This window comes from Actinoplanes sp. G11-F43, from assembly GCF_050589265.1.
In the GTDB taxonomy this organism is placed as follows: domain Bacteria; phylum Actinomycetota; class Actinomycetes; order Mycobacteriales; family Micromonosporaceae; genus Actinoplanes.
In genome coordinates this window covers 243,363-264,497 of record NZ_JBNZCE010000003.1, presented here as the reverse complement: position 1 = coordinate 264,497, position 21,135 = coordinate 243,363, and the positions used below count along the sequence as shown (strand labels likewise).

The 21,135-nt window shown below is 71.2% G+C and carries 21 protein-coding genes; 14 read left to right on the top strand and 7 right to left on the bottom strand.

The genetic code is table 11. The features are described 5' to 3' along the window. Positions 1–69: 69 nt before the first annotated feature. The 5 genes from ACQ0O7_RS03115 to ACQ0O7_RS03095 form a co-directional block, all read right to left on the bottom strand. Positions 70–1,320, bottom strand: a complete 1,251-nt coding sequence (locus tag ACQ0O7_RS03115) for an alanine racemase (RefSeq protein WP_430780196.1) — start codon at positions 1,318–1,320, stop codon at positions 70–72. A gap of 269 nt (positions 1,321–1,589) precedes the next feature. Continuing rightward, positions 1,590–2,948, bottom strand: a complete 1,359-nt coding sequence (locus ACQ0O7_RS03110; RefSeq protein WP_430780195.1) for a beta-N-acetylhexosaminidase — start codon at positions 2,946–2,948, stop codon at positions 1,590–1,592. Between the two features lie 23 nt (positions 2,949–2,971). After that, the gene (locus ACQ0O7_RS03105; protein ID WP_430780194.1) at positions 2,972–3,811 is read right to left on the bottom strand and encodes a carbohydrate ABC transporter permease; all 840 of its coding nucleotides are present in this window, start codon (positions 3,809–3,811) and stop codon (positions 2,972–2,974) included. Then, complete coding sequence (locus ACQ0O7_RS03100) at positions 3,808–4,692, bottom strand: carbohydrate ABC transporter permease (protein WP_430780193.1); 885 nt, start codon at positions 4,690–4,692, stop codon at positions 3,808–3,810. Before ACQ0O7_RS03100 ends, ACQ0O7_RS03105 begins: the two co-directional genes overlap by 4 nt. After that, entirely contained in the window at positions 4,689–5,951 is a 1,263-nt protein-coding gene (locus ACQ0O7_RS03095; protein ID WP_430780192.1) for an extracellular solute-binding protein, read from the bottom strand. Before ACQ0O7_RS03095 ends, ACQ0O7_RS03100 begins: the two co-directional genes overlap by 4 nt. 216 nt (positions 5,952–6,167) lie before the next feature. Here ACQ0O7_RS03095 and ACQ0O7_RS03090 point away from each other — a divergent pair, with 216 nt between their 5' ends. From ACQ0O7_RS03090 to ACQ0O7_RS03025, 14 genes are all read left to right on the top strand, one after another. Next, positions 6,168–7,412: a helix-turn-helix domain-containing protein gene (locus ACQ0O7_RS03090; protein ID WP_430780191.1), complete on the top strand. Its 1,245-nt coding sequence runs from the start codon at positions 6,168–6,170 to the stop codon at positions 7,410–7,412. Further along, positions 7,409–8,620, top strand: a complete 1,212-nt coding sequence (locus tag ACQ0O7_RS03085; protein WP_430780190.1) for an amidohydrolase family protein — start codon at positions 7,409–7,411, stop codon at positions 8,618–8,620. Before ACQ0O7_RS03090 ends, ACQ0O7_RS03085 begins: the two co-directional genes overlap by 4 nt. Beyond that, a complete protein-coding gene (locus tag ACQ0O7_RS03080) occupies positions 8,620–9,000 on the top strand; it encodes a RidA family protein (protein WP_430780189.1) in 381 nt (126 codons plus the stop codon). Before ACQ0O7_RS03085 ends, ACQ0O7_RS03080 begins: the two co-directional genes overlap by 1 nt. 44 nt (positions 9,001–9,044) lie before the next feature. Beyond that, positions 9,045–10,754 carry a protein kinase domain-containing protein gene (locus ACQ0O7_RS03075; protein WP_430780188.1) on the top strand — a complete coding sequence of 570 codons (1,710 nt, stop codon included), beginning with the start codon at positions 9,045–9,047 and terminating at the stop codon, positions 10,752–10,754. 131 nt (positions 10,755–10,885) lie between these two features. Then, complete coding sequence (locus ACQ0O7_RS03070; RefSeq protein ID WP_430780187.1) at positions 10,886–11,965, top strand: serine/threonine-protein kinase; 1,080 nt, start codon at positions 10,886–10,888, stop codon at positions 11,963–11,965. After that, positions 11,950–12,303 carry a hypothetical protein gene (locus ACQ0O7_RS03065; RefSeq protein WP_430780186.1) on the top strand — a complete coding sequence of 118 codons (354 nt, stop codon included), beginning with the start codon at positions 11,950–11,952 and terminating at the stop codon, positions 12,301–12,303. Before ACQ0O7_RS03070 ends, ACQ0O7_RS03065 begins: the two co-directional genes overlap by 16 nt. Positions 12,304–12,366: 63 nt before the next feature. Next, a complete protein-coding gene (locus ACQ0O7_RS03060; RefSeq protein WP_430780185.1) occupies positions 12,367–12,528 on the top strand; it encodes a hypothetical protein in 162 nt (53 codons plus the stop codon). 214 nt (positions 12,529–12,742) lie between these two features. After that, positions 12,743–14,773 carry an acyltransferase family protein gene (locus ACQ0O7_RS03055; RefSeq protein WP_430780184.1) on the top strand — a complete coding sequence of 677 codons (2,031 nt, stop codon included), beginning with the start codon at positions 12,743–12,745 and terminating at the stop codon, positions 14,771–14,773. 138 nt (positions 14,774–14,911) lie between these two features. Then, on the top strand, positions 14,912–15,214 hold the full coding sequence (locus tag ACQ0O7_RS03050) for an urease subunit gamma (protein ID WP_430780183.1): 303 nt from the start codon (positions 14,912–14,914) through the stop codon (positions 15,212–15,214). Next, positions 15,211–15,618, top strand: a complete 408-nt coding sequence (locus tag ACQ0O7_RS03045) for an urease subunit beta (protein WP_430780182.1) — start codon at positions 15,211–15,213, stop codon at positions 15,616–15,618. Before ACQ0O7_RS03050 ends, ACQ0O7_RS03045 begins: the two co-directional genes overlap by 4 nt. Continuing rightward, a complete protein-coding gene (locus ACQ0O7_RS03040; RefSeq protein WP_430780181.1) occupies positions 15,615–17,333 on the top strand; it encodes an urease subunit alpha in 1,719 nt (572 codons plus the stop codon). Before ACQ0O7_RS03045 ends, ACQ0O7_RS03040 begins: the two co-directional genes overlap by 4 nt. Positions 17,334–17,547: 214 nt before the next feature. After that, complete coding sequence (locus ACQ0O7_RS03035; protein ID WP_430780180.1) at positions 17,548–18,081, top strand: urease accessory protein UreF; 534 nt, start codon at positions 17,548–17,550, stop codon at positions 18,079–18,081. Further along, positions 18,071–18,769 carry an urease accessory protein UreG gene (gene ureG / locus ACQ0O7_RS03030; RefSeq protein WP_430780179.1) on the top strand — a complete coding sequence of 233 codons (699 nt, stop codon included), beginning with the start codon at positions 18,071–18,073 and terminating at the stop codon, positions 18,767–18,769. The genes ACQ0O7_RS03035 and ureG overlap by 11 nt, the downstream gene beginning before the upstream one ends. After that, the gene (locus tag ACQ0O7_RS03025) at positions 18,769–19,518 is read left to right on the top strand and encodes an urease accessory protein UreD (RefSeq protein WP_430780178.1); all 750 of its coding nucleotides are present in this window, start codon (positions 18,769–18,771) and stop codon (positions 19,516–19,518) included. The genes ureG and ACQ0O7_RS03025 overlap by 1 nt, the downstream gene beginning before the upstream one ends. Positions 19,519–19,566: 48 nt before the next feature. On the opposite strand, the gene ACQ0O7_RS03020 is transcribed toward ACQ0O7_RS03025, so the two are convergent. Together ACQ0O7_RS03020 and ACQ0O7_RS03015 are read right to left on the bottom strand one after the other, a co-directional pair. Beyond that, positions 19,567–20,469 (bottom strand): sigma-70 family RNA polymerase sigma factor, encoded by a 903-nt coding sequence (locus tag ACQ0O7_RS03020; protein WP_430780177.1) that lies wholly within the window; start codon positions 20,467–20,469, stop codon positions 19,567–19,569. 209 nt (positions 20,470–20,678) lie between these two features. Next, complete coding sequence (locus ACQ0O7_RS03015; RefSeq protein WP_430780176.1) at positions 20,679–20,930, bottom strand: hypothetical protein; 252 nt, start codon at positions 20,928–20,930, stop codon at positions 20,679–20,681. Positions 20,931–21,135: the final 205 nt, after the last annotated feature.

Below are 21,135 nucleotides of genomic sequence, written 5' to 3'. Positions count from 1 at the left end.
CCGGACCGCATCCAGGAATAGCGGTCACGGCGTCAGTGGAAAGGAGTAGGGCAGAAGGGCGGGTGCTGGTCAGAAGAGGGTGTGCAGGACGTCGACCACGTGGTGCGAGTCATCGACCACCGGGATCTGGCGCCACTTGTCGAAGGCGGTGCACGGATGGGAGATGCCGAAACGGATCAGATCGCCCGGGGTGAGGGTGAGGCCGTCTACGGCGAGGTAGGTGTGGTGGTCGTTCAGTTTGGTGACGGTCAGGCCGGTGGCGGGTTCCAGCGTTCCGTCGATGCGGCGGATCTCCTGTGGGATCGGCAGGCCCTCGTCGAAGGGGGCGTCCCGTTTGCCCATACCGGCCAGCGCCAGCCCCGGTTCGGGCGCCGACAGCACCTGGGCCCAGATCTCCACCGCGGCGGTGAGCGGGCCCTCCGCGGGCTCACGGTTGAACGGGGTCCGCTCACGATAGAAACCGTCGTCGTGGGTCAGCGAGGCGCCGCTGCGGAGGATGAGCTGGGCCGGTACACCGAGCCGGGCCAGGCGATCGGTGACCCGGTCGAACCAGGCACTCCCACCGGCGGAGACGATCGGCCGGGCCGGGAGGAGACCGGCCGAGGCCAGACGGGCGGTGCCGTCCACCAGGCGGTCCAGGTAAGCGTCCACGTCGGGCTGGTTCTGGAGTTGGCCCTCGTACCCGGTCACGCCGGAGAGTTCCACGCCCGGAGCGGCGGCTACCGCGCGGGCCACCGCTTCGAGCTGGTCCAGATCGCGGACTCCGGTCCGGCCGCCGGGATGGCCCAACTCGACGAGGACCCGAAGTGGACCGCCGGTCGCGGCCGCCGCCTCCACGCCGGCCGGCGAGTCCACCTGGAACCAGACCTCCCAGCCCGCGGCCGTCTCGGCGGCCAGCCAGCGCAGCACGGTCGGGTCGAGGACCTGGTTGGCGATCAGCACTCGGTCCACACCCAGCCGTCTCAGCACCAGAGCCTGGTTGGGTGTGGCCACGGTCATCCCCCACGCGCCGGCCCGCAACTGGGCCGTCAGGAGCGCGGGAGCCATCGTGGTCTTGGCGTGCGGGGCGAAATCGAAGCCGTGCCGCCGGCAATACCCGGCCATCGTGGCGATGTTGGCCTCGACCGCGGTACCGCGCACCACCATCAACGGCCAGGTGAACCCGCCGTCGAAGATGCCGAGCTGACCGGCCCCGGCCCCGGCCCCGGAAATGCCGAGCCCGGAAGAGGCAGGCCCGGACGAGACAGGCCCGGACGAGACAGGCCCGGAAAAGGTGCCCTCGGGCTGCCAGAAACCCTTGCTACGCCAGTCGATGGTCACGCTGTGGCCTTTCCGAAGCGAATGAAGCGAGAACGGGACGGGGCGAGAACGGGACAGAGCAGGGTTAGGAACGGGGCGAGAACGGGACGGGACAGAGCAGGGCTAGGGACGGCGCGGGACGGGACGGGACGGCGCGGGACAGGGCTGGGGGCGGGACGGGACGGGGCTAGGGGCGGGACGGGGCTAGGGGCGGGCCTGGTCGAGACCGGGGTGTCTGGTGGAGCGGGAGTGGCTCGGGCGGGATGGTGGGAGGTGGGCCGGGCGGGTGGTCACCGCAGGTCCGCGGTCATCTCGTGCAGTTCGGCCAGGCGGTCGGGGAGGGTTCGAGGGTTGCCGGGGGCGCCGGGGCGGGCGTCCTCCGGCCGGGGGCCGGTCAGCGGGCGGTAGTTGACGCCCAGGGTGTCCAGGTGGGTCAGGTGTCCGGGGAGGCGGGCGGAGAAGTCGGCGAAGTCCCGGTCGGGCGGGCTCCACACCACCTCGGCCAGGGCGCACAGGCGGGGGAACGCCATGTATTCGACGCGGCGCAACGACTCCATGTGCTCGGTCCAGATGTTGGCCTGCGCGCCCAGCACCAACGGCGAGGCCGGTGGCTCGTAGGAGTAGACGTCCTCCAGGGTGAGCAGTGTGCCGACCGGTGAGGGCTCGCCGGGATCGTCGGACTGGCGGTAGTCGAGGTAGAGCTTCACGTCGGGGCAGCACACCACCTGGTGGCCGGCGCGGATGGCGACCTCGGCCGGTTCCACCCCGCGCCAGGCGGCCACGACCGCGCCGGCCGGGGCGCCGCCGGCCAGGATCTCGTCCCAGCCGTACAGGCGGCGGCCCCGGCCGGCCAGGTGGTCGGCCATCCGGGCGGTGAACTCGGTCTGGAGTTCGCGGCCGCCGGGCCACTCGTCGGTGGGGCACTCGTCACCGCCGATGCCGATCAGCTCGGACGGGAAGATGTCACAGACGTGGTCGAGGACCTGGCGGCAGAAGTCGAGGGTCTCCGGCGCCAGGTTGAGCACGTGATGGGAGATGCCCCAGCCGGTCCGGACCGGGCCGTCGAAACCGTTGCCGAGCCGGGGGTACGCCGCGATGGCGGCCTGCATGTGGCCGGGCATGTCCACCTCGGGGACCACGGTGACATGGCGGCGTGCCGCGAACTCGACGATCGAGCGCAGATCCTCGGTGGTGTAGAAGCCCCCGTGCGGACGGTCGTCGTAGATCTCGTGGACGCGGGCGCCGAGCATGGTCGACGGCCGCCAGGCGCCGACCGAGGTGAGCCGTGGCCACCCGGGCACCTCGATCCGCCAGCCTTGATCGTCGGTGAGATGCAGATGCAGCACGTTGAGCTTGTGGAAGGCGATCAGGTCGATGAACCGCAGGATGTCCGGGACCGGCATGAAGTGCCGTGCCACGTCGAGCATCACGCCGCGCCAGGCGAACCGGGGTGAGTCCTCGACGCGCACGCACGGCACGTCCGGCCCCAGCTGCCGCAGCGTCTGCCGCCCGTAGAAGACCCCGGCCGCGGAGCCGCCGACCAGCTCGATGCCGGACGGATCGCAGGTGAGGACGTAGCCTTCGGGGGCGAGAGCCGGGTCGATGCGGGTGGTGACCGATTCACCGGCCAGGGCGGGGCCGGGCGTCACACGTACCGAATGAGGTTGGGGAATCAATCTTTCACCGCCCCTCCGAGACCGGCGACGAGGCGGCGCCGGACGATGAGGAAGAAGATCAGCACGGGCACCGTCATCAGTGTGGACGCGGCCATGATCGCACCCCAGTCGTTCTCGTCGGGTTTGAAGAAGACCAGCAGCGCCATCGGCAGGGTCTGATTGTCCGCCTCGCTGATGATGAAGGTGCGGGCGAACAGGAAGTCGTTCCACGCGTGGATGAACGAGAACACGCTGACCGCGGCGAGTCCGGGGGCGACCAGTGGGAACAGGATGCGCCACAGCACGGTGAAACGGCCGGCGCCGTCGAGTTGGGCGGCCTCGTCGAGTTCGTCGGGGATGGCCTGGACGAAGCCGCGCAGCATCCAGATCGCGAACGGCAGGGTGAACGCGGTGTGCACCAGCATCAGCGAGCCGAGCGTGTTCAAGCCGATCCCGGGGACCACCCCGCCGATGTCGCGGACCAGGAAGAACAGCGGGATGGTCAGGGCTTCGATCGGGACCATCTGGGCGATCAGGAAGGTCACCAGGATGGTGGTGCGGAATCGGAACCGGAACCGGGTCAGCGCGACCGCGGCGAGAAAGGCGATCAGCCCGGAGATCGCCACCACGACGAGCGCGACGATGACGCTGTTGAGCAGGTAGCGGCCGAAGTCGTTGACCGCGAGAACCCGGCGGAAGGCGTCCAGGCTGGGCGCGAGGGTCCACGGTCGCTGGTCCAGCGACTGGATCTCGCCGGCCGGTTTCACCGCGGAGAGGACCATCCAGTAGATCGGGAAGACCGTGACCAGCGCGATCAGGACGGCGAGCGAGTCCAGGAGGCGGCGACCGAGTCTCATAGCTGTTCTCCCGACCGGCGCAGCGCCCTGAGGTAGACGAGGGTGACGGCGAGCAGGATCAACATCATCACCACGCCGATCGCGGCGCCGCGGCCGTACTCACTGGAGGCGAAGGCCTGCTGGTACGCGTACACGTTGAGGGTGAGGTTCTGCCCGGCCAGACCGCCGCCGCGGGTCATGATGTAGATCTGGGTGAACACCTTGAAGTCCCAGATGATCGACTGGATGACGACGATGGCCAGCACCGGCCGCAGGATCGGCACCATGATCTGCCAGAAGGTGCGCCAGGTGCTCGCGCCGTCCAGCGCGGCCGCCTCCAGCACCGACTTGGGGATGGCCTCGATGCCGGCGTAGAGGGTGACCATCACGAACGGGAAGGACGCCCACACCACCACCGCGCCGACCAGGCCGAAGGCGGTGTAGCGGTCGTACATCCAGTTGAAGCCCTCGATGCCGAACAGCTGGTTGACGAAGCCCAGATCCGTGTCGAAGAGGAACATCCAGGTGGTGGATCCGGAGACGGCCGGAACCGCCCAGGCGGCCATCGCGGCCAGCGACAGCAGCAGGCGCGGGATCCGGCTGACCCGGGTGAGCAGCACGGCCAGGCCGGCGCCGACCGCGAGGGTGGCGAGCACACACGCGGCGGCGAAGAGCACCGTGGCCAGCAGCACGTCCCAGAACCGGGAGTCGGAGAACAACCTGGTGTAGTTCTCCGCGCCGACGAACCGGGTCGGCTGCCCGCCGCTGACCTGCGCCTGGGTGAAGTCCAGGACCGAGAGCAGGCCGAGCTGGTACATCGGGTAGAGGAAGAGGCCGCCGAGCACCACCGCGGCCGGCAGAAGCAGCCACAGTGGTGCCCGGGTGGTGCGTGCTCGGCTCACTGGGTGAGGGCCTCGTCGATCAGTTTCGCGGCCTCGTCGGTGGCCTGCTCGACACTGGCCTTGCCGGTCGCCACCTTCTCGATCATGGTGGGCAGGACGGCGGAGGCGTCGATCTTGCCCCAGCCCGGGTCGAGCGGGACGAACTTGGTGCCCGCGTTGATGGTGTCGACGAACGGCTTGACGAAGGCGTCCTTGGCGACGACCTCGTCACTTGCCGATTTCAGGGTCGGCAGGTTGCCCATCGCGTCGTACATCTCGGCCTGGTACTTCTTGCTCGCCAGCAGCGTCAGGAAGTCGGCGGCCAGCGCGGGACGCTGCGCGTTCTTCATGATGCCCAGGTTGTTGCCGCCGGCGAAGGCGGGCGCGACCGAACCGGCGGTGACCCCGGGGAGGGGCACCACCGCGTACTTCCCCTTGGCGGCGCCGGCGTCGACGGCGGCCCGGTTGAAGTTGCCGGCGATGCCCATCGCGGCCTTGCCGCTGGCGAACAGCTCGACGGTCTTGCCGCCGGTCAGGTCGGCGCAGTTCTGCGGCGGGCAGACGTCGTCGGCGATCAGGTCGGTGTAGGCCTTGAGCCCGGCCCGGGACCCGGCGGAGTTGATCGAGGTGATGTCGCCGCCGTTGGCCCAGACGAAGGGCAGGGCGCCGAAGGTGTACTTACCGCCGACCGCGATGCCGAACATGTCCGGCTTCTTCGCCCGGACGGTCCGGGCCGCGGTGGTCAGCTCGGCCAGCGTGGCCGGCGCCGTCAGGCCCAGCTCGTCGAAGACGTCGGTGCGGTAGTAGAGGGCGCGAACCCCGACATACCACGGAACACCGAGGAGGGTGCCCTGGTAGGTGGCGCTGGCCTTGGCGTCGGCGGTCAGGTCGGCGCCCTCGGACCAGGCGGAGACGACCGGGCCGAGGGCGGCGAGGCCGCCGGCCGACGCATACTCCGGGAGGTCGGTGTTGCCGTATTCCACCACGTCGGGCGCGCTGGCCGGGTCGTTGAAGGCACCCTTGAACCGCTCGCTGCGGGTGTCGACGGCGATGTACTGCACATCGACGGTGGTGTCCGGGTGGGACGCGGTGAACTCGGCGATCGCCTTCTTGACGACCTCCTCCTTCGGGGCGCGGTTGGGCTCGTCGAAGAGCCACACTTTGAGGGCGCCGGTCCGCGGGCCGCCGTCGGTCGCGGTGCTCGACGGCGCGGAGGTGGACGGGGCACAGGCAGTCAGGGTCAGTGCCAGCGCGGCGGCCGCCGCGATGCGCAGTCTCATCAGCACTCCAAACGAACGTTATATTTCGAGCCAGGTGCGTTAATGGTTCGTTTCTGTGCGCCCTAGCGTGCTCGGCCGGGAGACTGGCCGTCAAGCCCCGAATCTGCGTCTTAACCGTCGAAACAAGGATTTGACTTGACCCGGGCGTAGCCGGTCCGACACGCTTTGCCGGAGACATACGAACCACTTGGGAACAAGTACGGGACGGGGCCGGACATGATCGGATTGGTGGTGCACGCCGGCCACCGGGCACGCTTCGCCGACGCGGCGAGCACGCTGACCGGCATCGATTTCGCCTGGGCGGTCTACGAGCGCGAGGACGAGGTCCGCGACCGGGTGGCCGGCCTGCTCACCCGTCACCGGCTGGACGGGCTGCTGATGGGCCTGGTGCCGTTCGCGCGGGCCCGCGATCTGATCCCCGCCGATCTGCCGTTCTCGGTCACCCGTTCGGCGGCGCTCGATCTGGCCCTGGCCTGGGCCCGCGCCCGGGGCAACGGCTGGCCGGCCACCCCGGTCAGCGTCGACACCTTCACCAGCGAGACGGTCGACGAGGTGGCGTCCGCGCTCAACCTGGACCGGACCGCCATCTCCACGCTGCCGTTCGACCCGGATCAGCCGATCAGCGAGGTGGTCGGCTTCCACCGGCAGCACCTGACCAGGACCGGCGCGCCCTATGTGATCAGTGTCCGGATGGGTGTCGCCGCCGCGCTGGACGGCCACACCCCGGTCCTGCACGCCCTCGCCACCCCCGGCACCATCCGCGCCGACCTGCACGAGCTCGCCCTGCGGATCCGCAACAGGCAGGCCGACAGCCACCGTTTCGCGGTCGGCCTGTTCCTGGCCCGCACCCCGGAGGAGCGGCCGGCGCTGCAGCGGCTGCTGGTCGGCACCCCGGAGTTCGCCGACGCCTGGATCGACCGGCACGGTGTCCGTGGCGTTCTGGTGCTGGCACCCGTCTCGCTCTTCGAGACGGTCACCAGCCAGTGGGTGGGCCTGCCGATCCTCAGCGAGACGGACGCGGTGGCCGGGTTCGGCATGGGCAGCTCGGCACGGCTGAGCGTGGCCCTGGCCGAGCGGGCCGCGGCCCGGGCCGAGCAGGACCCCGACCCAGGGGCCTACCTCTTCACCGGCGACGGCATGACGATCGGCCCGATGGGCGCCTCCGGGACCCCACTCACCTACACCTACCGGGAGCACGGCCCGCTGGAGCAGCTGGCCGGCCGGGCCGGGCTCAGTCCCGCCACGCTCTCCCGGCTGGCCGCGATCGAGCGGAGTCTGGAGGGCCGCCCGATCTCCCCCGGCGAGCTGGCCCGCGCGCTCGGCATCACCGATCCCAGCGGGCGCCGCCTGATCCGCAAACTCACCGCCGCGGAGCTGGTCGAGGAGACCGGCAGCGCCCAGGAGAACCGCAAGGGCCGGCCCACCCGGCTGTACCGCCTGTCCATCCTGGCGGCGCTGTGAGCTGGGATCTGCTGTTCACCGGCGACGAGCGGGACATCGCGGTCCGCGACGGGCTGATCGCCGCGGTCGGCCCCGGCCTGCCCCGCGACGCGCACCGGATCGTCGACGTCACCGGGCGTCTGGTCACCCCGGGCCTGATCGACGCGCACACCCACGTCGGCCCCGGCTACTGGGGCATCGACCCGGACCCCGTCGCCTGGTATTCCGGGGTCACCACCTGGGTGGACGCCGGGTCCGCCGGGGCGTACACGGTGGACGGCCTGCGCCGGGTCGCGCGGGCCGCCGGCGTCCGGATCCACGCCCTGCTCAACATCTCCGCGGTCGGCCTGGCCGGCCGCACCGGCGAGAGCCGTGACCTGGCCAACTGCGACGTGCCGCTGGCGATCGACACCATCCAGGCCGACCGGGAGCTGTTCCACGGCGTCAAGGTCCGCATCGACAGCGAGACCGTCGGCGACAACGGGGTGGAGCCGCTGCGCCGCGGGCTGGCCGCGGCCGAGGCCTGCGGTGTGCCCCTGATGGCCCACATCGGGACCGCGCCGCCCGCGCTGGACGAGGTGCTCGACCTGATGCGCCCCGGTGATCTGGTCACCCACTGCGCCAGCGGCATCGCGGCGCCGCTGGGCCCGGCGGTGCGGGCCGCGGCTGAGCGCGGTGTGCTGCTGGATCTCGGGCACGGTTCCGGCGGGTTCGCCTTCGACGTGCTGGAGGCGCAGCTCGACGCGGGCCTGGCCCCACACACCGTCTCCACCGACCTGCACGCCCGGTCACTGCACGGACCGGTCTTCGACCTGCCCACCACGATGGCGAAACTGCTGGCCGTCGGCGTGCCGCTGGACGAGGTGGTGGCCGCGGTCACCACCCGGCCGGCCCGGGCGCTGGGCCTGCCCGGCGGTTCCCTCACCGTCGGTGACCCCGCCGACATCGCCGTCTTCGAGGTCCGTCCGGAGCCGCTCGGTCTCGTCGACGCGCACCGGCAGGTCCGCACGTCCCCGGTGCGGTTGATCAACGAGGCGACGTTCGTGGCCGGCCGTCTCCTGCCACCACGACTGCCCGCGCCGCCCGCACCGTGGATCCCCCTCACCGACACGCAACGCGCGGCCCTGGACCGACGCGGACGCGACATCCGTGCCCTGCTCACCACGCCGCTTGTCGACGTGGCCGGCCTGGCCGAACAGTTCCCGAGAACAGAACCGAGGAGTTCCTGATGCCCAAGCGCGCTGTGATGACCGACCAGGCGGCGCCGCCCGGTGGCCCGTATTCGCACGCCGTCGTCGCCGGCGACACCATCTACCTGGCCGGTGCGATCCCCGCGCTGCCGGACGGCACCCGGATCACCGGCACCTTCGCCGAGCAGGCCCACTCCGCCTTCCAGAATCTGGCAGCGGTCGCCGAGGCGGCCGGCTCCAGCCTGGACGACGCCGTGCGGGTCGGTGTCTACCTCCGCGACTTCGCCGACTTCCCGGAGATGAACGAGATCTACCGGCAATACATCAAGGGCGACAACCTGCCGGTACGCACCACGCTGCCGGTTCCGCTGGTCGGTTTCGACATCGAGATCGACGCCGTTCTCTACACCGGGGCCTGACACCCCACGGATAGCCGGGCGCTCTCCTGGGTAGAGGAACATCCATGCCTCACCCCGGAGAGATGCTCGGCGGACGATACCGGCTGGACGATCCGATCGCCGCCGGTGGGATGGGGGAGGTGTGGCAGGCCACCGACACCGTGCTCGGGCGGCCCGTCGCGGTCAAGACACTGCTCGCCGACCGGGCCAGCGATCCGGGGTTCCGGCACGAGGCACAGGCGCTCGCCGCACTGCGCCACCCCGGGGTGGTGCCCGTCTACGACTTCGGGAACACCGAGGCGGAGGACGCGTATCTGGTGATGGCCCATGTCGACGGCCGTCCCCTCAACCACCTGCTCGCCGACCGTGGGCGCCTCGACCCGGCCGAGACCATGGCCATCGTGGCGCAGGCCGGCCGGGCCCTGGAGACCGCGCACGCCGCCGGGATCGTGCACCGTGACGTCAAACCCGGCAACCTGATCGTCGAACCGGACGGGACGGTGGTGCTCGTCGACTTCGGGGTGGCCCGATCGGCACGGTCCGCCACGCTCACCGGCGCCCGCGAGGTCGTCGGCACCGCGCTCTACATCGCCCCGGAACAGATCACCCGGCAGGAGACCGGGCCGGCTGCCGACGTGTACGCGCTGGGTGCGCTGGCCTACCACTGTCTGGCCGGGCATCCGCCGTTCCAGGGGGCCAATCCGATCGCGGTCGCCCTGCAGCACATCGAGGATCCGCCGCCGCCTCTGCCGGACGATGTTCCCGCCGTCGTCGTCGCGCTGGTCGAGCGGGCGCTGGCCAAGGACCCGGGCGCGCGGTTCCCGTCGGCGGGGTCGATGGCCGAAGCCGCCCACCAAGCCGAAGCCACCCAACGGACCGAAGCCGCCCACCAAGCCGAAGCCACCCAACAGACCGAAGCCGCCCACCAAGCCGAAGCCACCCAACGGACCGAAGCCGCCCACCAAGCCGGAGCCGCCCAACAGACCGAAGCCGGCCACCAAGCCGACGCCACCCAACAGACCGAAGCCGGCCAGGTGGCGGACACCACCCGGAGTCTGGGCAGCACCCAGCGAACGGAGACCATCTCCAGGGCCGGAGCCGCCGCGTATCCCGCCGGGCCCGGCGCCGGCAGGTCCATGACGGGTGACGAGAGGTCCGGAACATCCGGCGACCTGACGGCGACGCGGGCCGGTGCCCCCTGGCTCGGTGTCAGCCCGGTGCCCTCCAGCGAACAGACCGGCTCCGGTGGCGCGGGCGGTCACGGTGTTCCGGGCCGGGCGGCTGCCCCCGGGCAACCGGAGGAAGAAGGTATGAGCGCGGCGGCCAGCCGGCGGCGGTGGCTGGTCCCGATTCTGGTGCTGGTCTCGGTCGTCGCCGTCGGTGCGGCCGTGGCGGGCCTGGCCGGTGCGGCCGGCCTCTTCGACGACGAGCCGCAACCCTCGATCAGCACCCCGGTCGCACCGGCCGGCGTGGACCCACCGGCCGAGAAGAACGATGGCGGCGGTGAGCAGGGCACAGCACCCGAACAGGTTCGGGGAGAGGAGCCGGGGCAGCGGGTTCAGCAAGGCGGGAAGACCGCCCCGGCCCGCTCCCCCGAACCGGAGAAGACCCGGTCCCCGCAGGCGCCGGCCACCACCGCGCCCACCGGCGGCGAGACCTCGGAGGCTCCGGCCGGCACCGAGCCGACCAGCGGCGAGACCGGTTCCGCGGAGCCGGACGACGAGCCGGAGCCGGACGGCGAGACGACCGGCCCCGGCGAGGACGAGGCCGCCTGAAACCCACCATCCGCTGACCACGTTCTCGAACCATCGTGGTGGACGGCCGGGACGCCCGACGGGGACGGCCACGCGGACGGCGACGGACGGGAAGGCATCGATCAGGGCGGATGAGGGGCTAGGCTGAGCGCATGCCCTCGGCGGGGGATTCGCTCGGTGGGCGATACCGGCTGGCGGACCGGATCGCCGCCGGTGGCATGGGTGAGGTCTGGCAGGCCGTCGACACCGTGCTGGACCGGCCGGTCGCGGTCAAGGTGCTGCTGGCCGGGGTCTCCGCGCAGATCACTTTTCAACGGCGGTTCGCTCACGAGGCCCGGGCCATGGCGGCGTTACGGCATCCGGGTGTGGCGGCGGTGTACGACTACGGGACCACGGATGAGGGCGCCTACCTGGTGATGGCCCGGATCGACGGGCAGTCCCTGGAACGACGGCTGGCCACCGGGGGCCGGCTCTCCCCCGCCGAGACGATGACGATCGTGGCGCAGGCGGCCCGGGCCCTGCACGCCGCGCATCAGGCCGGGATCGTGCACCGGGACGTCACCCCGGGGAACCTGATCATCGAGCCGGACGGCAACGTGGTGCTCGTCGACTTCGGGGTGGCCCGGTCGTCGGCCTCGGAGACCTTGACCGGTGCCCGCAACGTCATCGGCACCGCCTCCTACATGGCCCCCGAGCAGGTTTCCAAACGGGAGTTCGGCCCAGCCGTCGACCTGTACGCGCTCGGTGCGGTGGCCTTTCACTGCCTGACGGGCGAACCGCCGTTCACCGGTGACGATCCGGTGGCGATCGCCCTCCGGCACGTGACGGAACGACCGCCGCCGTTGCCGGCCGGTGTCCCTCCGAAGGTCCGGGCGCTGGTCGGGCGTTGCCTCGCCAAGGATCCCGCGGCTCGCCACCCCTCGGGCGCGGCGCTGGCGGCGGCGGCCTCCGCCGCGGGCGGCGGCGATTCCACCCTGCTGGCTTCCGAGGCGGCGACCATTCCGCTGCCGTCGCTACCGGCCCCGGCCCCGGGACCACGAGATTCGGCCGGCTGGCGAGATTCGCCCGGAAAGACGACCAGAAGGCGGGTGCGGGGGCGGACGGCCTCCCGCGGGAGGCCGCCGGGAGCGAGGACGCCGGAGGAGAGGTCACCGGCCGGGCGGACACGAAGCCGGGAGAGACGGGCCGCGACATCTGGGGCGTGGTCCTCGCGACGATGGCATCACTGTTGATCGGCGCCGGAACAGCGATAGCCGTCGCCGACCCGTACGGCTGGTTCTCCGGGCCGCGCTCTCCGGCCGCCCCGCCGGTCTCCGGCACGCCCGGCCTCTCGGCCTCTCCCCCGCCGGCGGTGACCGCGACGACCCGGCACGACCCACCACGCCGGACCACCTCGCCCCGCACCCCGGCCGTCATCCCCGAGCCGCCGGACGACGAACCGTCCGAGAACGAGCCGTCGAATACCGGACCGTCGAATGACGGCCCGTCAGCCGGCGAACCCTCCGATGACGGTCCGTCAGCCGGCGGACCGTCGGCGGATGCGGGTGGGCAGTCGGCGGGTGAGCCGTGACAGAGACCCGGCCGGCGAACCCGGTGGGCCGTCCTCCGTTCGGCCGGTCTTCCGGAGGTCGAAGTGGAGCGAACCGGGGCAGTTCTGGTGGTTCCGGTCGGTGAACTGCCGCACACCGCGGTGACCGGCACGATGCGCCGACTGATCCGGCCTGGCCAGGTCGGCGGCACCGGTTTCGCGCTCGCGGTGGAGCTGTCGATCGACGATGTCTCAGCGCGGGTGTGAGCGCGTTTCGCGATGAAGAAGTGATGAATCGGCTGTGGAAGACCTATGACTTCGCGGGTAAGCTCGGCCACCGATTCCCGGCCGGTCACTCAACGCTAGGTAGGACATGTCGGTCACCTACGACAATCAACTTAATAGTGCCCGCCCGGACTCTACTTCCGCGGCGCAACAGACCGCCCGTCCTCACCTTGGTTTCCGACCGGACATCGAGGGTATGCGGGCTATCGCGGTGGTGCTGGTCGTGCTCTCGCACGCCGGCATCGGCAGCCTCGAGGGCGGGTACGTCGGCGTCGACGTCTTCTTCGTGATCTCCGGCTTCCTGATCACCACGCTTCTCTTCAAGGAGCTGGACCGGACCGGGAAGATCTCGCTCGCCACCTTCTACGCCCGCCGGGCCACCCGCCTGCTGCCCGCGTCCACCGTGGTCCTGCTGGTCACCGTGGTGGCGAGCTGGCTGTGGATGCCGGCCACCCGGTTCGACTCGATCGCCAAGGACGCCATCTACGCGACCTTCTACGGCATCAATTGGCGGCTCGCGGACGAGGGCGTGCAGTACCTGAACGCCGACGCCGAGCCCTCCCCGCTGCAGCATTTCTGGTCGCTCGCGGTCGAGGAGCAGTTCTACCTGGTCTGGCCGCTGCTGCTGCTGATCTTCGCGCTGCTCTTCGGCAAGCGCCGCGCACCGGTCGTCATCTCCCTGATCGTCGTGGTCGCCGCCTCACTGACGGTGAGCGTCCTCCAGACCGCCTCGTCCGCGCCGTGGGCCTACTTCGGAGCGCACACCCGCGCCTGGGAGCTGGCCATCGGCGCCTTCATCGCGGTCGGCGCGGCCCGGCTCGCCGGTCTGCCCAAGGCCCTGGCCGCGGTCATGACGTGGGTGGGCCTGGTGGCCATCGTGGCCTCGGCGTTCCTCTACACCGAGGAGACCCCCTTCCCGGGGTACGCCGCCGCGGTGCCCGTCCTGGGCGCGGCCGCGATCATCGCCGGTGGCGCCACCGGAACCCGGCACGGTGTGGTCGCGATCCTGCGCACCTGGCCGTTCCAGCAGATCGGCAAGTACTCGTACAGCTGGTACCTGTGGCACTGGCCGGTCCTGATGATCGTGCCGCACATGCTGGACGCCGAGCCGAACATCCCGCTGAACCTCGGCCTGGCCGTCGGCGCGCTGGTGCTGGCGATCGGCTCGTACCACCTGATCGAGAACCCGGCCCGCAACCACAAGTGGGCCAAGGCCAAGGCCCGCCGGGGCATCGCCGTCGGTCTCGCCCTCTCCTGCCTCGCCGCGCTGGTCGCCCAGGTCGGCACGATGAAGCCGCCGCAGCTGGCCAAGGGCGCCCCGGCGATCGACACCACCCAGGCGGTGGCCGCCGCCGCCGACCCGGAGGCCGAGCTCCAGCGGATCATCGCCGCCTCGGTCGGCACCGGTGAACTGCCGCAGAACACCCGGCCCCGGGTGCAGAGCGCGCGCCGCGACAAGCCGGACTACTACAACGTCAACTGCCACCTGGAGTACGAGGAGACCGCCGCGCCCAGTGACTGCGCCTTCGGCGACCCCAACGGCAGAAGGACCGTCTTCCTGTACGGGGACTCACACGCCGCACACTGGTTCCCGGCCGTCGACGCGATCGCCAAGGAGCGCGGCTGGCGGCTGCTGGTGCGCACCAAGAGCGCCTGCCACGCGGCGGACGTCGAGGTCTACAGCCCGGCCCTGAAGCGCGCCTACACCCAGTGCCCGGTCTGGCGGGACCAGGTGCTCGCCGAGATCAAGCAGGCCAAGCCGTACCTGGTGGTGGCTTCGGCCGCGGCCAACGACGGCAACCCGCTGGTCAGCCCGTCCGGTGACCGGGCGAAGGGCACGGCCGCCGAGATCGACCCGCGGTGGGCGGCCGGCTGGACCGAGACCATCCGGGCGATCAAGTCGCGGGGCACCCGGGTCGTGATGATCCAGGACACCCCGTGGCCCGGCCAGGACGTCCCGGAGTGCCTGGCCGAGCACTCCCGCAAGATCTCCCGGTGTGTCGCGGAGGCCGGCGAGTCGGTGCCGCTGCCGGAGCGGCAGGCGCTGATCGCCAGGACGGTGAAGGCCCAGGGTGTCCAGGTGGTGGATCCGACGCCGTGGTTCTGTGTGGACGGGAACTGCCCGTCGGTGGTCGGCAACCTGCTGGTCTGGCGGGACGACGACCACATCACCACCCGGTACGCGACCATGCTGGCCCCGCTGCTGGGAGCGAAGCTGCCGAAGTAGAACTTTGCCGGGAAACGGCCCCGCCACCGTGTGTAAGCACACGAGGGCGGGGCCGTTCCGTGTTTTGATCGGTCGTCCGGGGTTACACGTCCGAAACTTCCACCTGCGAGCATTCCGGGGCGCGATCAGGAGGTTCCCTTGTTCCTCAGCCAGCACGAGCAGGAACGGCTGCTCATTCACGTCGCTGCTGACGTGGCCCGGCGACGCCGCGAGCGTGGACTGCGGCTCAACTATCCCGAAGCCACCGCGATCATCACGGCCTTCCTGCTGGAGGGTGCCCGGGACGGCCGCACGGTCGCCGAGCTGATGGATTCCGGCCGGCGGGTGCTCACCCGCGACGACGTGCTGGAGGGGGTTCCGGAGATGCTCGCCGAGGTGCAGGTCGAGGCCACCTTCCCGGACGGCACGAAACTCGTCACCGTGCACGGGCCGATCTCGTGATCCCCGGCGAGATCCTCTTCGGCGACGGCGACATCGAGATCAACGCCGGGCGCCCGACGGTGGACCTGACCGTCCGCAACACCGGCGACCGGCCGGTCCAGGTCGGCTCGCACTTCCACTTCGCCGAGTCCAACGCGGCCCTGGAGTTCGACCGCACCGCCGCCTGGGGCCACCGGCTGGCCATCCCGGCCGGCACCTCGGTCCGGTTCGAACCGGGCATCCCCCGGGACGTCACCCTGGTGGCGTTCGCCGGGCGGCGCGTCGTTCCCGGCCTGCGCGGCCTCGCCGGCGGGCCACTGGACGAGACCCCGCCCGCGCCGGCACCCGACCCCACCGACATCGAGCCGGCCGGCTCCCTCGACGAGGACACCGGCGAGGGCGAGCACAACGGGAGCCCACGTTGACCCACCTCGACCGTGCCCGGTACGCCGCGCTCCTCGGCCCCACCGCCGGCGACCGGATCCGGCTCGCCGACACCAACCTGCTGATCGAGATCGAAGAGGACCGCAGCGCCGGCCCGGTGCCCGGCGACGAGGTCGTCTTCGGCGGCGGCAAGGTGATCCGCGAGTCGATGGGCCAGTCCGCGGCCACCCGCGCCGACGGCACCCCGGACACCGTGATCACCGGCGTGGTCGTGCTCGACCACTGGGGCATCGTCAAGGCCGACGTCGGCATCCGCGACGGCCGGATCGTCGCCATCGGCAAGGCCGGCAACCCGGACACCATGGACGGCGTGCACCCCAGCCTGGTCATCGGCGCCGGCACCCAGATCATCGCGGGCAACGGCAAGATCCTCACCGCCGGCGCGATCGACAGCCACGTGCACCTGATCAGCCCGACCATCCTGGACACCGCGCTGGCTTCCGGCATCACCACCATCATCGGCGGCGGCACCGGGCCGGACGAGGGCACCAAGGCCACCACGGTCACCCCGAACGCCTGGCATCTGGCCCGCATGCTGGAGTCCCTGGACTCCTGGCCGGTCAACGTGCTGCTGCTCGGCAAGGGCAACACGATGTCCGCCGACTCGATGTGGGAGCAGCTGCGCGGCGGGGCCGGCGGCTTCAAACTGCACGAGGACTGGGGCACCACCCCGGCCGCCATCGACGCCTGCCTGAGCGTGGCCGACGCCTCCGGCGTCCAGGTGGCGATCCACACCGACACCCTGAACGAGGCCGGTTTCGTCGAGGAGACACTCCGGGCCATCGCCGGGCGATCCATCCACGCCTATCACACCGAAGGTGCGGGTGGCGGGCACGCGCCGGACATCATCACCGTCGCGTCGCACCCCAACATCCTGCCGTCGTCGACCAACCCGACCCGGCCGTACACCCGCAACACCCTCAGCGAGCACCTCGACATGCTGATGGTCTGCCACCACCTGAACTCGGCGGTGCCGGAGGACCTGGCGTTCGCCGAGAGCCGGATCCGGCCGTCCACCATGGCCGCCGAGGACTACCTGCACGACCTCGGCGCGATCTCGATGATCGGCTCGGACTCCCAGGCGATGGGGCGGGTCGGTGAGGTCGTCACCCGGACCTGGCAGACCGCGCACGTGATGAAGGCGCGGGTCGGGTCGCTGCCGGGCGACTCCGCGGCGGACAACAACCGGGCCAAGCGGTACGTCGCCAAGTACACCATCTGCCCGGCCCGCGCCCACGGGATGGCCGAGCAGGTGGGCTCGGTGGAACCCGGCAAACTGGCCGATCTGGTGCTCTGGGACCCGGCGTTCTTCGGGGTCCGGCCGGCTCTGGTGATCAAGGGCGGCATGATCGCGTACGCGCAGATGGGCGACGCGAACGCCTCGATCCCCACTCCCCAGCCGATGCTGCCGCGGCCGATGTTCGGCGCGTACGGGGTGGTGCCGGCGCAGACCTCGGTCGCGTTCGTCGCCCCGGCCGCCATCGACGCGCTGCTCAGCGACCGGATCGGGGTGAAGCGGGCGCTCGTCCCGGTGGCCGACACCCGGTCGGTCGGCAAGGCCGACATGATCCGCAACGACGCGATGCCCCGGATCGAGGTCAAGGCGGACACCTTCGAGGTACGCATCGACGGGACGGTTGTCGAGCCCGACCCGGTCGACGTGCTGCCGATGGCTCAGCGTTACTTCCTGTTCTGATGGGTCGGTTCGGGGCCCGGCCTGGCCCACTCCGGGCGGTCAGGCTTGATCCCTCCGTGGGCCAGGCCGGGCCCCGAACCTCAGGAAGCAGGGGAAGTGACGGGTGAGCCTCGCGACATTGCTTCTGGTTGCGGATGGGCGGTTGCCCTCCGGTGGGCATGCGCACTCGGGTGGGCTGGAAGCGCAGATCGTGGCTGGGCGGGTTCGGGACACTATGGGTCTCGACGGGTTTCTTCGGGGGAAGCTCGCTACCAGTGGGCTCGTCTCGGCTTCGTTCGCCGCGGCGGCCTGCCGGCGTACCGGCGAATGGTTTGATCTTGATGGTGGGCTTGACGCCCGGACTCCTTCGCCCGCGCTGCGGAAGGCGTCCCGGGCTCAGGGGCGGGCTCTGTTGCGGGCCGGGCGTGCCATGTGGCGGCTTCCGGAGGTGGGGCGGGAACCCCATCAGCCGGTGGCGCTCGGGGCTCTCGCGGCGGCTGCCGGGCTGACTCCCGGTGAGGCGGCTGTCGCTGCTGCTCATGGGGTGGTCACCGGGGTGGCCAGTGCGGCTGTCCGGTTGCTGGGGCTCGATCCGTATGCGGTGCACGCGCTCCTGGCGCGGCTCGCTCCTGAATGTGACCGGATCGCGGCTCGGGCCGCGGCACGGTCCGGCGACCCGGTCGACGAACTGCCGGCCGCGGGCGCTCCCCTGCTCGACATCGGTGCCGAGCACCACGCTTCCTGGGAGGTGCGTCTCTTTGCATCCTGAACTGCATGAACACGGCCCTGATGAGGTTCCGCACACCCACCCCGAGCCGGGCGTCGACCCGCACGAGCCGCTGCACAAGGGCCCCCGGGCGCTGCGCGTCGGGATCGGCGGGCCGGTCGGATCGGGCAAGACCGCGCTGGTGGCGGCCCTGTGCCGGGCGCTCGGTGACGAGATGCGGCTGGCCGTGGTGACCAACGACATCTACACCACCGAGGACGCCGACTTCCTGCTGCGCAACGGGGTGCTGCCGGAGGAGCGGGTCCGCGCGGTGGAGACCGGCTGCTGCCCGCACACCGCGATCCGCGACGACATCTCGGCCAACCTGGACGCGGTGGAGGACCTGGAGGAGAAGCTCGGGCCACTGGAGCTGGTGCTGGTGGAGAGCGGCGGGGACAACCTGACCGCCACGTTCAGCAAGGGGCTGATCGACCAGCAGATCTTCGTGGTCGACGTGGCCGGTGGGGACAAGGTGCCGCGCAAGGGCGGGCCGGGGGTGACCACCGCCGACCTGCTGGTGATCAACAAGACGGACCTGGCTCCGCTGGTCGGGGCCGACCTGTCGGTGATGGACCGGGACGCCCGGGCCCGGCGGCACGAGCTGCCGACCGTGTTCCTGTCGCTGGCCGAGGACAAGCAGGCCACGCCGGTCGCGGACTGGATCCGCGGGCTGGTCGCGGCACGAGTCTGATGCGGGCCGAGGCCCGGGTCGTCGCCGAGCCGGACGGGCGGGGCGGGACCCGGCTCGCCGTGCTGCGCGGGGAGTCGCCGCTGCTGCTGCGGCGGACCGGCCCCCGGGACCCCGGCGGGATGACCGTGCACCTGGTCGGCGGGGCCGCCGGGCCGCTGCGCGGCGACGAGCTGCGGCTGGACGTCGAGGTGGGGCCGGGCGCCCGGCTGACCGTGCTCAGTGTGGCGGCACAGCTGGCCCTGCCCGGCCGGCCGGCGCCCGCCTCCCGGATGACGGTGACCGCCTCGGTGGCCGCCGGTGGGGTGCTGCGCTGGCTGCCCGAGCCGCTGATCGCCGCGGCCGGATGCGACCACGAGGTGGTGACGCGGGTGGACGTGGCCGAGGGCGGGACGCTGCTGTGGCGCGACGACCTGGTCTGCGGGCGGCACCGGGAGGCGTCCGGCGCGGTTCGGGCGGACACCCTGATCCGGTACGCCGGGGTCACCCTGTACCGGCACGAGCTGGCCGTCGGCCCCGGCGCTCCGGGCTGGGACGGCGCGGCGGTGCTCGGTGGCGGGCGGGCGGTCGGCACGCTCGTCCTGGCCGGCCCGGAACTGCCCGAACCGTCGGTGCCCGGCCCGGACGCGGCGGTCATGCGACTGGCCGGGCCCGGGGTGCTGGCCACCGCTGTCGGCGAGGACATCCGGCGGGTCAAGGCGGTGCTGGACCCGTTCGGCGAGGTCGGTGGGCGTACCCCCGCAAGGGTTTGATCGCCGGTGAGGGAAGGCGGGATCGGACCGCCCTCCCTCGCCACCGCCTCAGGCCGCCACCGCGATCGGCACGCCGTGCGCGTCGGTCAGCGCCAGCCGCGTGTGCAGGCTGCCCTGCTGCGCGACCTTCGCGAAATACTCGGTGCGGCGTCGTTGCAGGCAACCTTTCCTGGTCCGTGGTCCCCCCGCGGCCACGGTGAGCAGTTCCGGCGCGAGAGAGCTGTTGAGGCCCTCCCGGAGCAGCCGCAGCGCCTCGGTCCGCAACTGGGAGATGCGGGACTCGGTGACGCCGAGACGGGACGCCACCTCGCTCAGCGGCTGTTCCTGCAGAAACGACTCCTCCACCACCTGGCGCAGCCGCTCGGGCAGGGCCTGGATAGCCTGATGCAGGTATCCCAGCCGCTCCCGTTTGAGCAGCAGATCCTCCGGGCCCTCGGACGTCTCCGGCACCATCTCCTCGGCCGCCCCGGTGGGGAATCCCTGCAGGCTGAGCAGGGAGGCCTTCTGCACGTCGTCCTCGACACTGGCGAGCTCCGAGACCCCGATGCCGAGCATCTCGGCCACCTCGGCATCGCTGGGTGTCCGGCCGAGCGCGGCGGTGAGTTCCTGACGGGCGGTCGCCGCCCGCCGGGCCCGGGCCCGCACCGATCGGCTGGCCCAGTCCTGGCCGCGGAGTTCGTCGAGCAGCGCGCCCCGGATCCGGACGGCGGCGAACCGATGGAACGGGATGCCGCGGGTCACGTCGAAGGAGCGGGCGGCACCGAGCAGGGCCGCGAACCCGGCGGACGACAGGTCGTCCGCGTGGACATGGCCGGGCACCCGGTTGAGCAGTTCCCGGACCAGATGGCCAACCATCGGCATGTTCTCGCGGATCAGGTCCTCGATGTCGCGCGCGGAGGGCGCGTCGTGGGTGACGCCGATGGTGGCGGGGAGTTCGGTCGTGGTGGTCACGTAGTCCTCCTCGCTGGTACTAACCGGCTGTGGAAACCGGCTGACGAGAAGAACACTGAGCGCCGAAAGGTGCAGCGGCGGCCGAACTCGGTTGCATTTGTGGAGTTTTTTCACGAAAAACCTCAGGCCAGGAAGGACCAACCCGGACCGAGGCGGTTTAAACACAGAACCCGGCCGTGATCACGGCCGGGTCCGAAAAGAGGGATGGATCAGTGCAGCACGGGCATCCGCGGAACCAGCACCTCGGCCAGTTCCTCGTGCACCCACGTCATGCGCTGCACCGCGACGTCCGGATGGTCCCCGAACTCGATGGCGACCTCAGCGGCGCAGCCGTCGCTGCCATACCGCAGGATCGTCACCGTGATCGCCTCCTCCACCGCCGCCTGGGTGGGGCACTCGGACGGCTGGAGGTACGAGACGAACAACGCCTCGGCGGCCAGATCCTTCACTGTGCTGATCATTTCTGTCGAACTCCCCGATGTCGACGACCTGCTGGAACTCGGCTGACACCCCTTGAGTACCCGGGTCCTCGCCCATCATCCACTCGGGTGCCGCGCAGGCCGGCAGCCACGCCGTGCCTGAATGCCACGAACCGGGCACCCAAATCGGGCAGTAGCGCCTGTCGGTCTGAGTTCACCGTAACGCCACGACAGGCCGTTCGGCCCG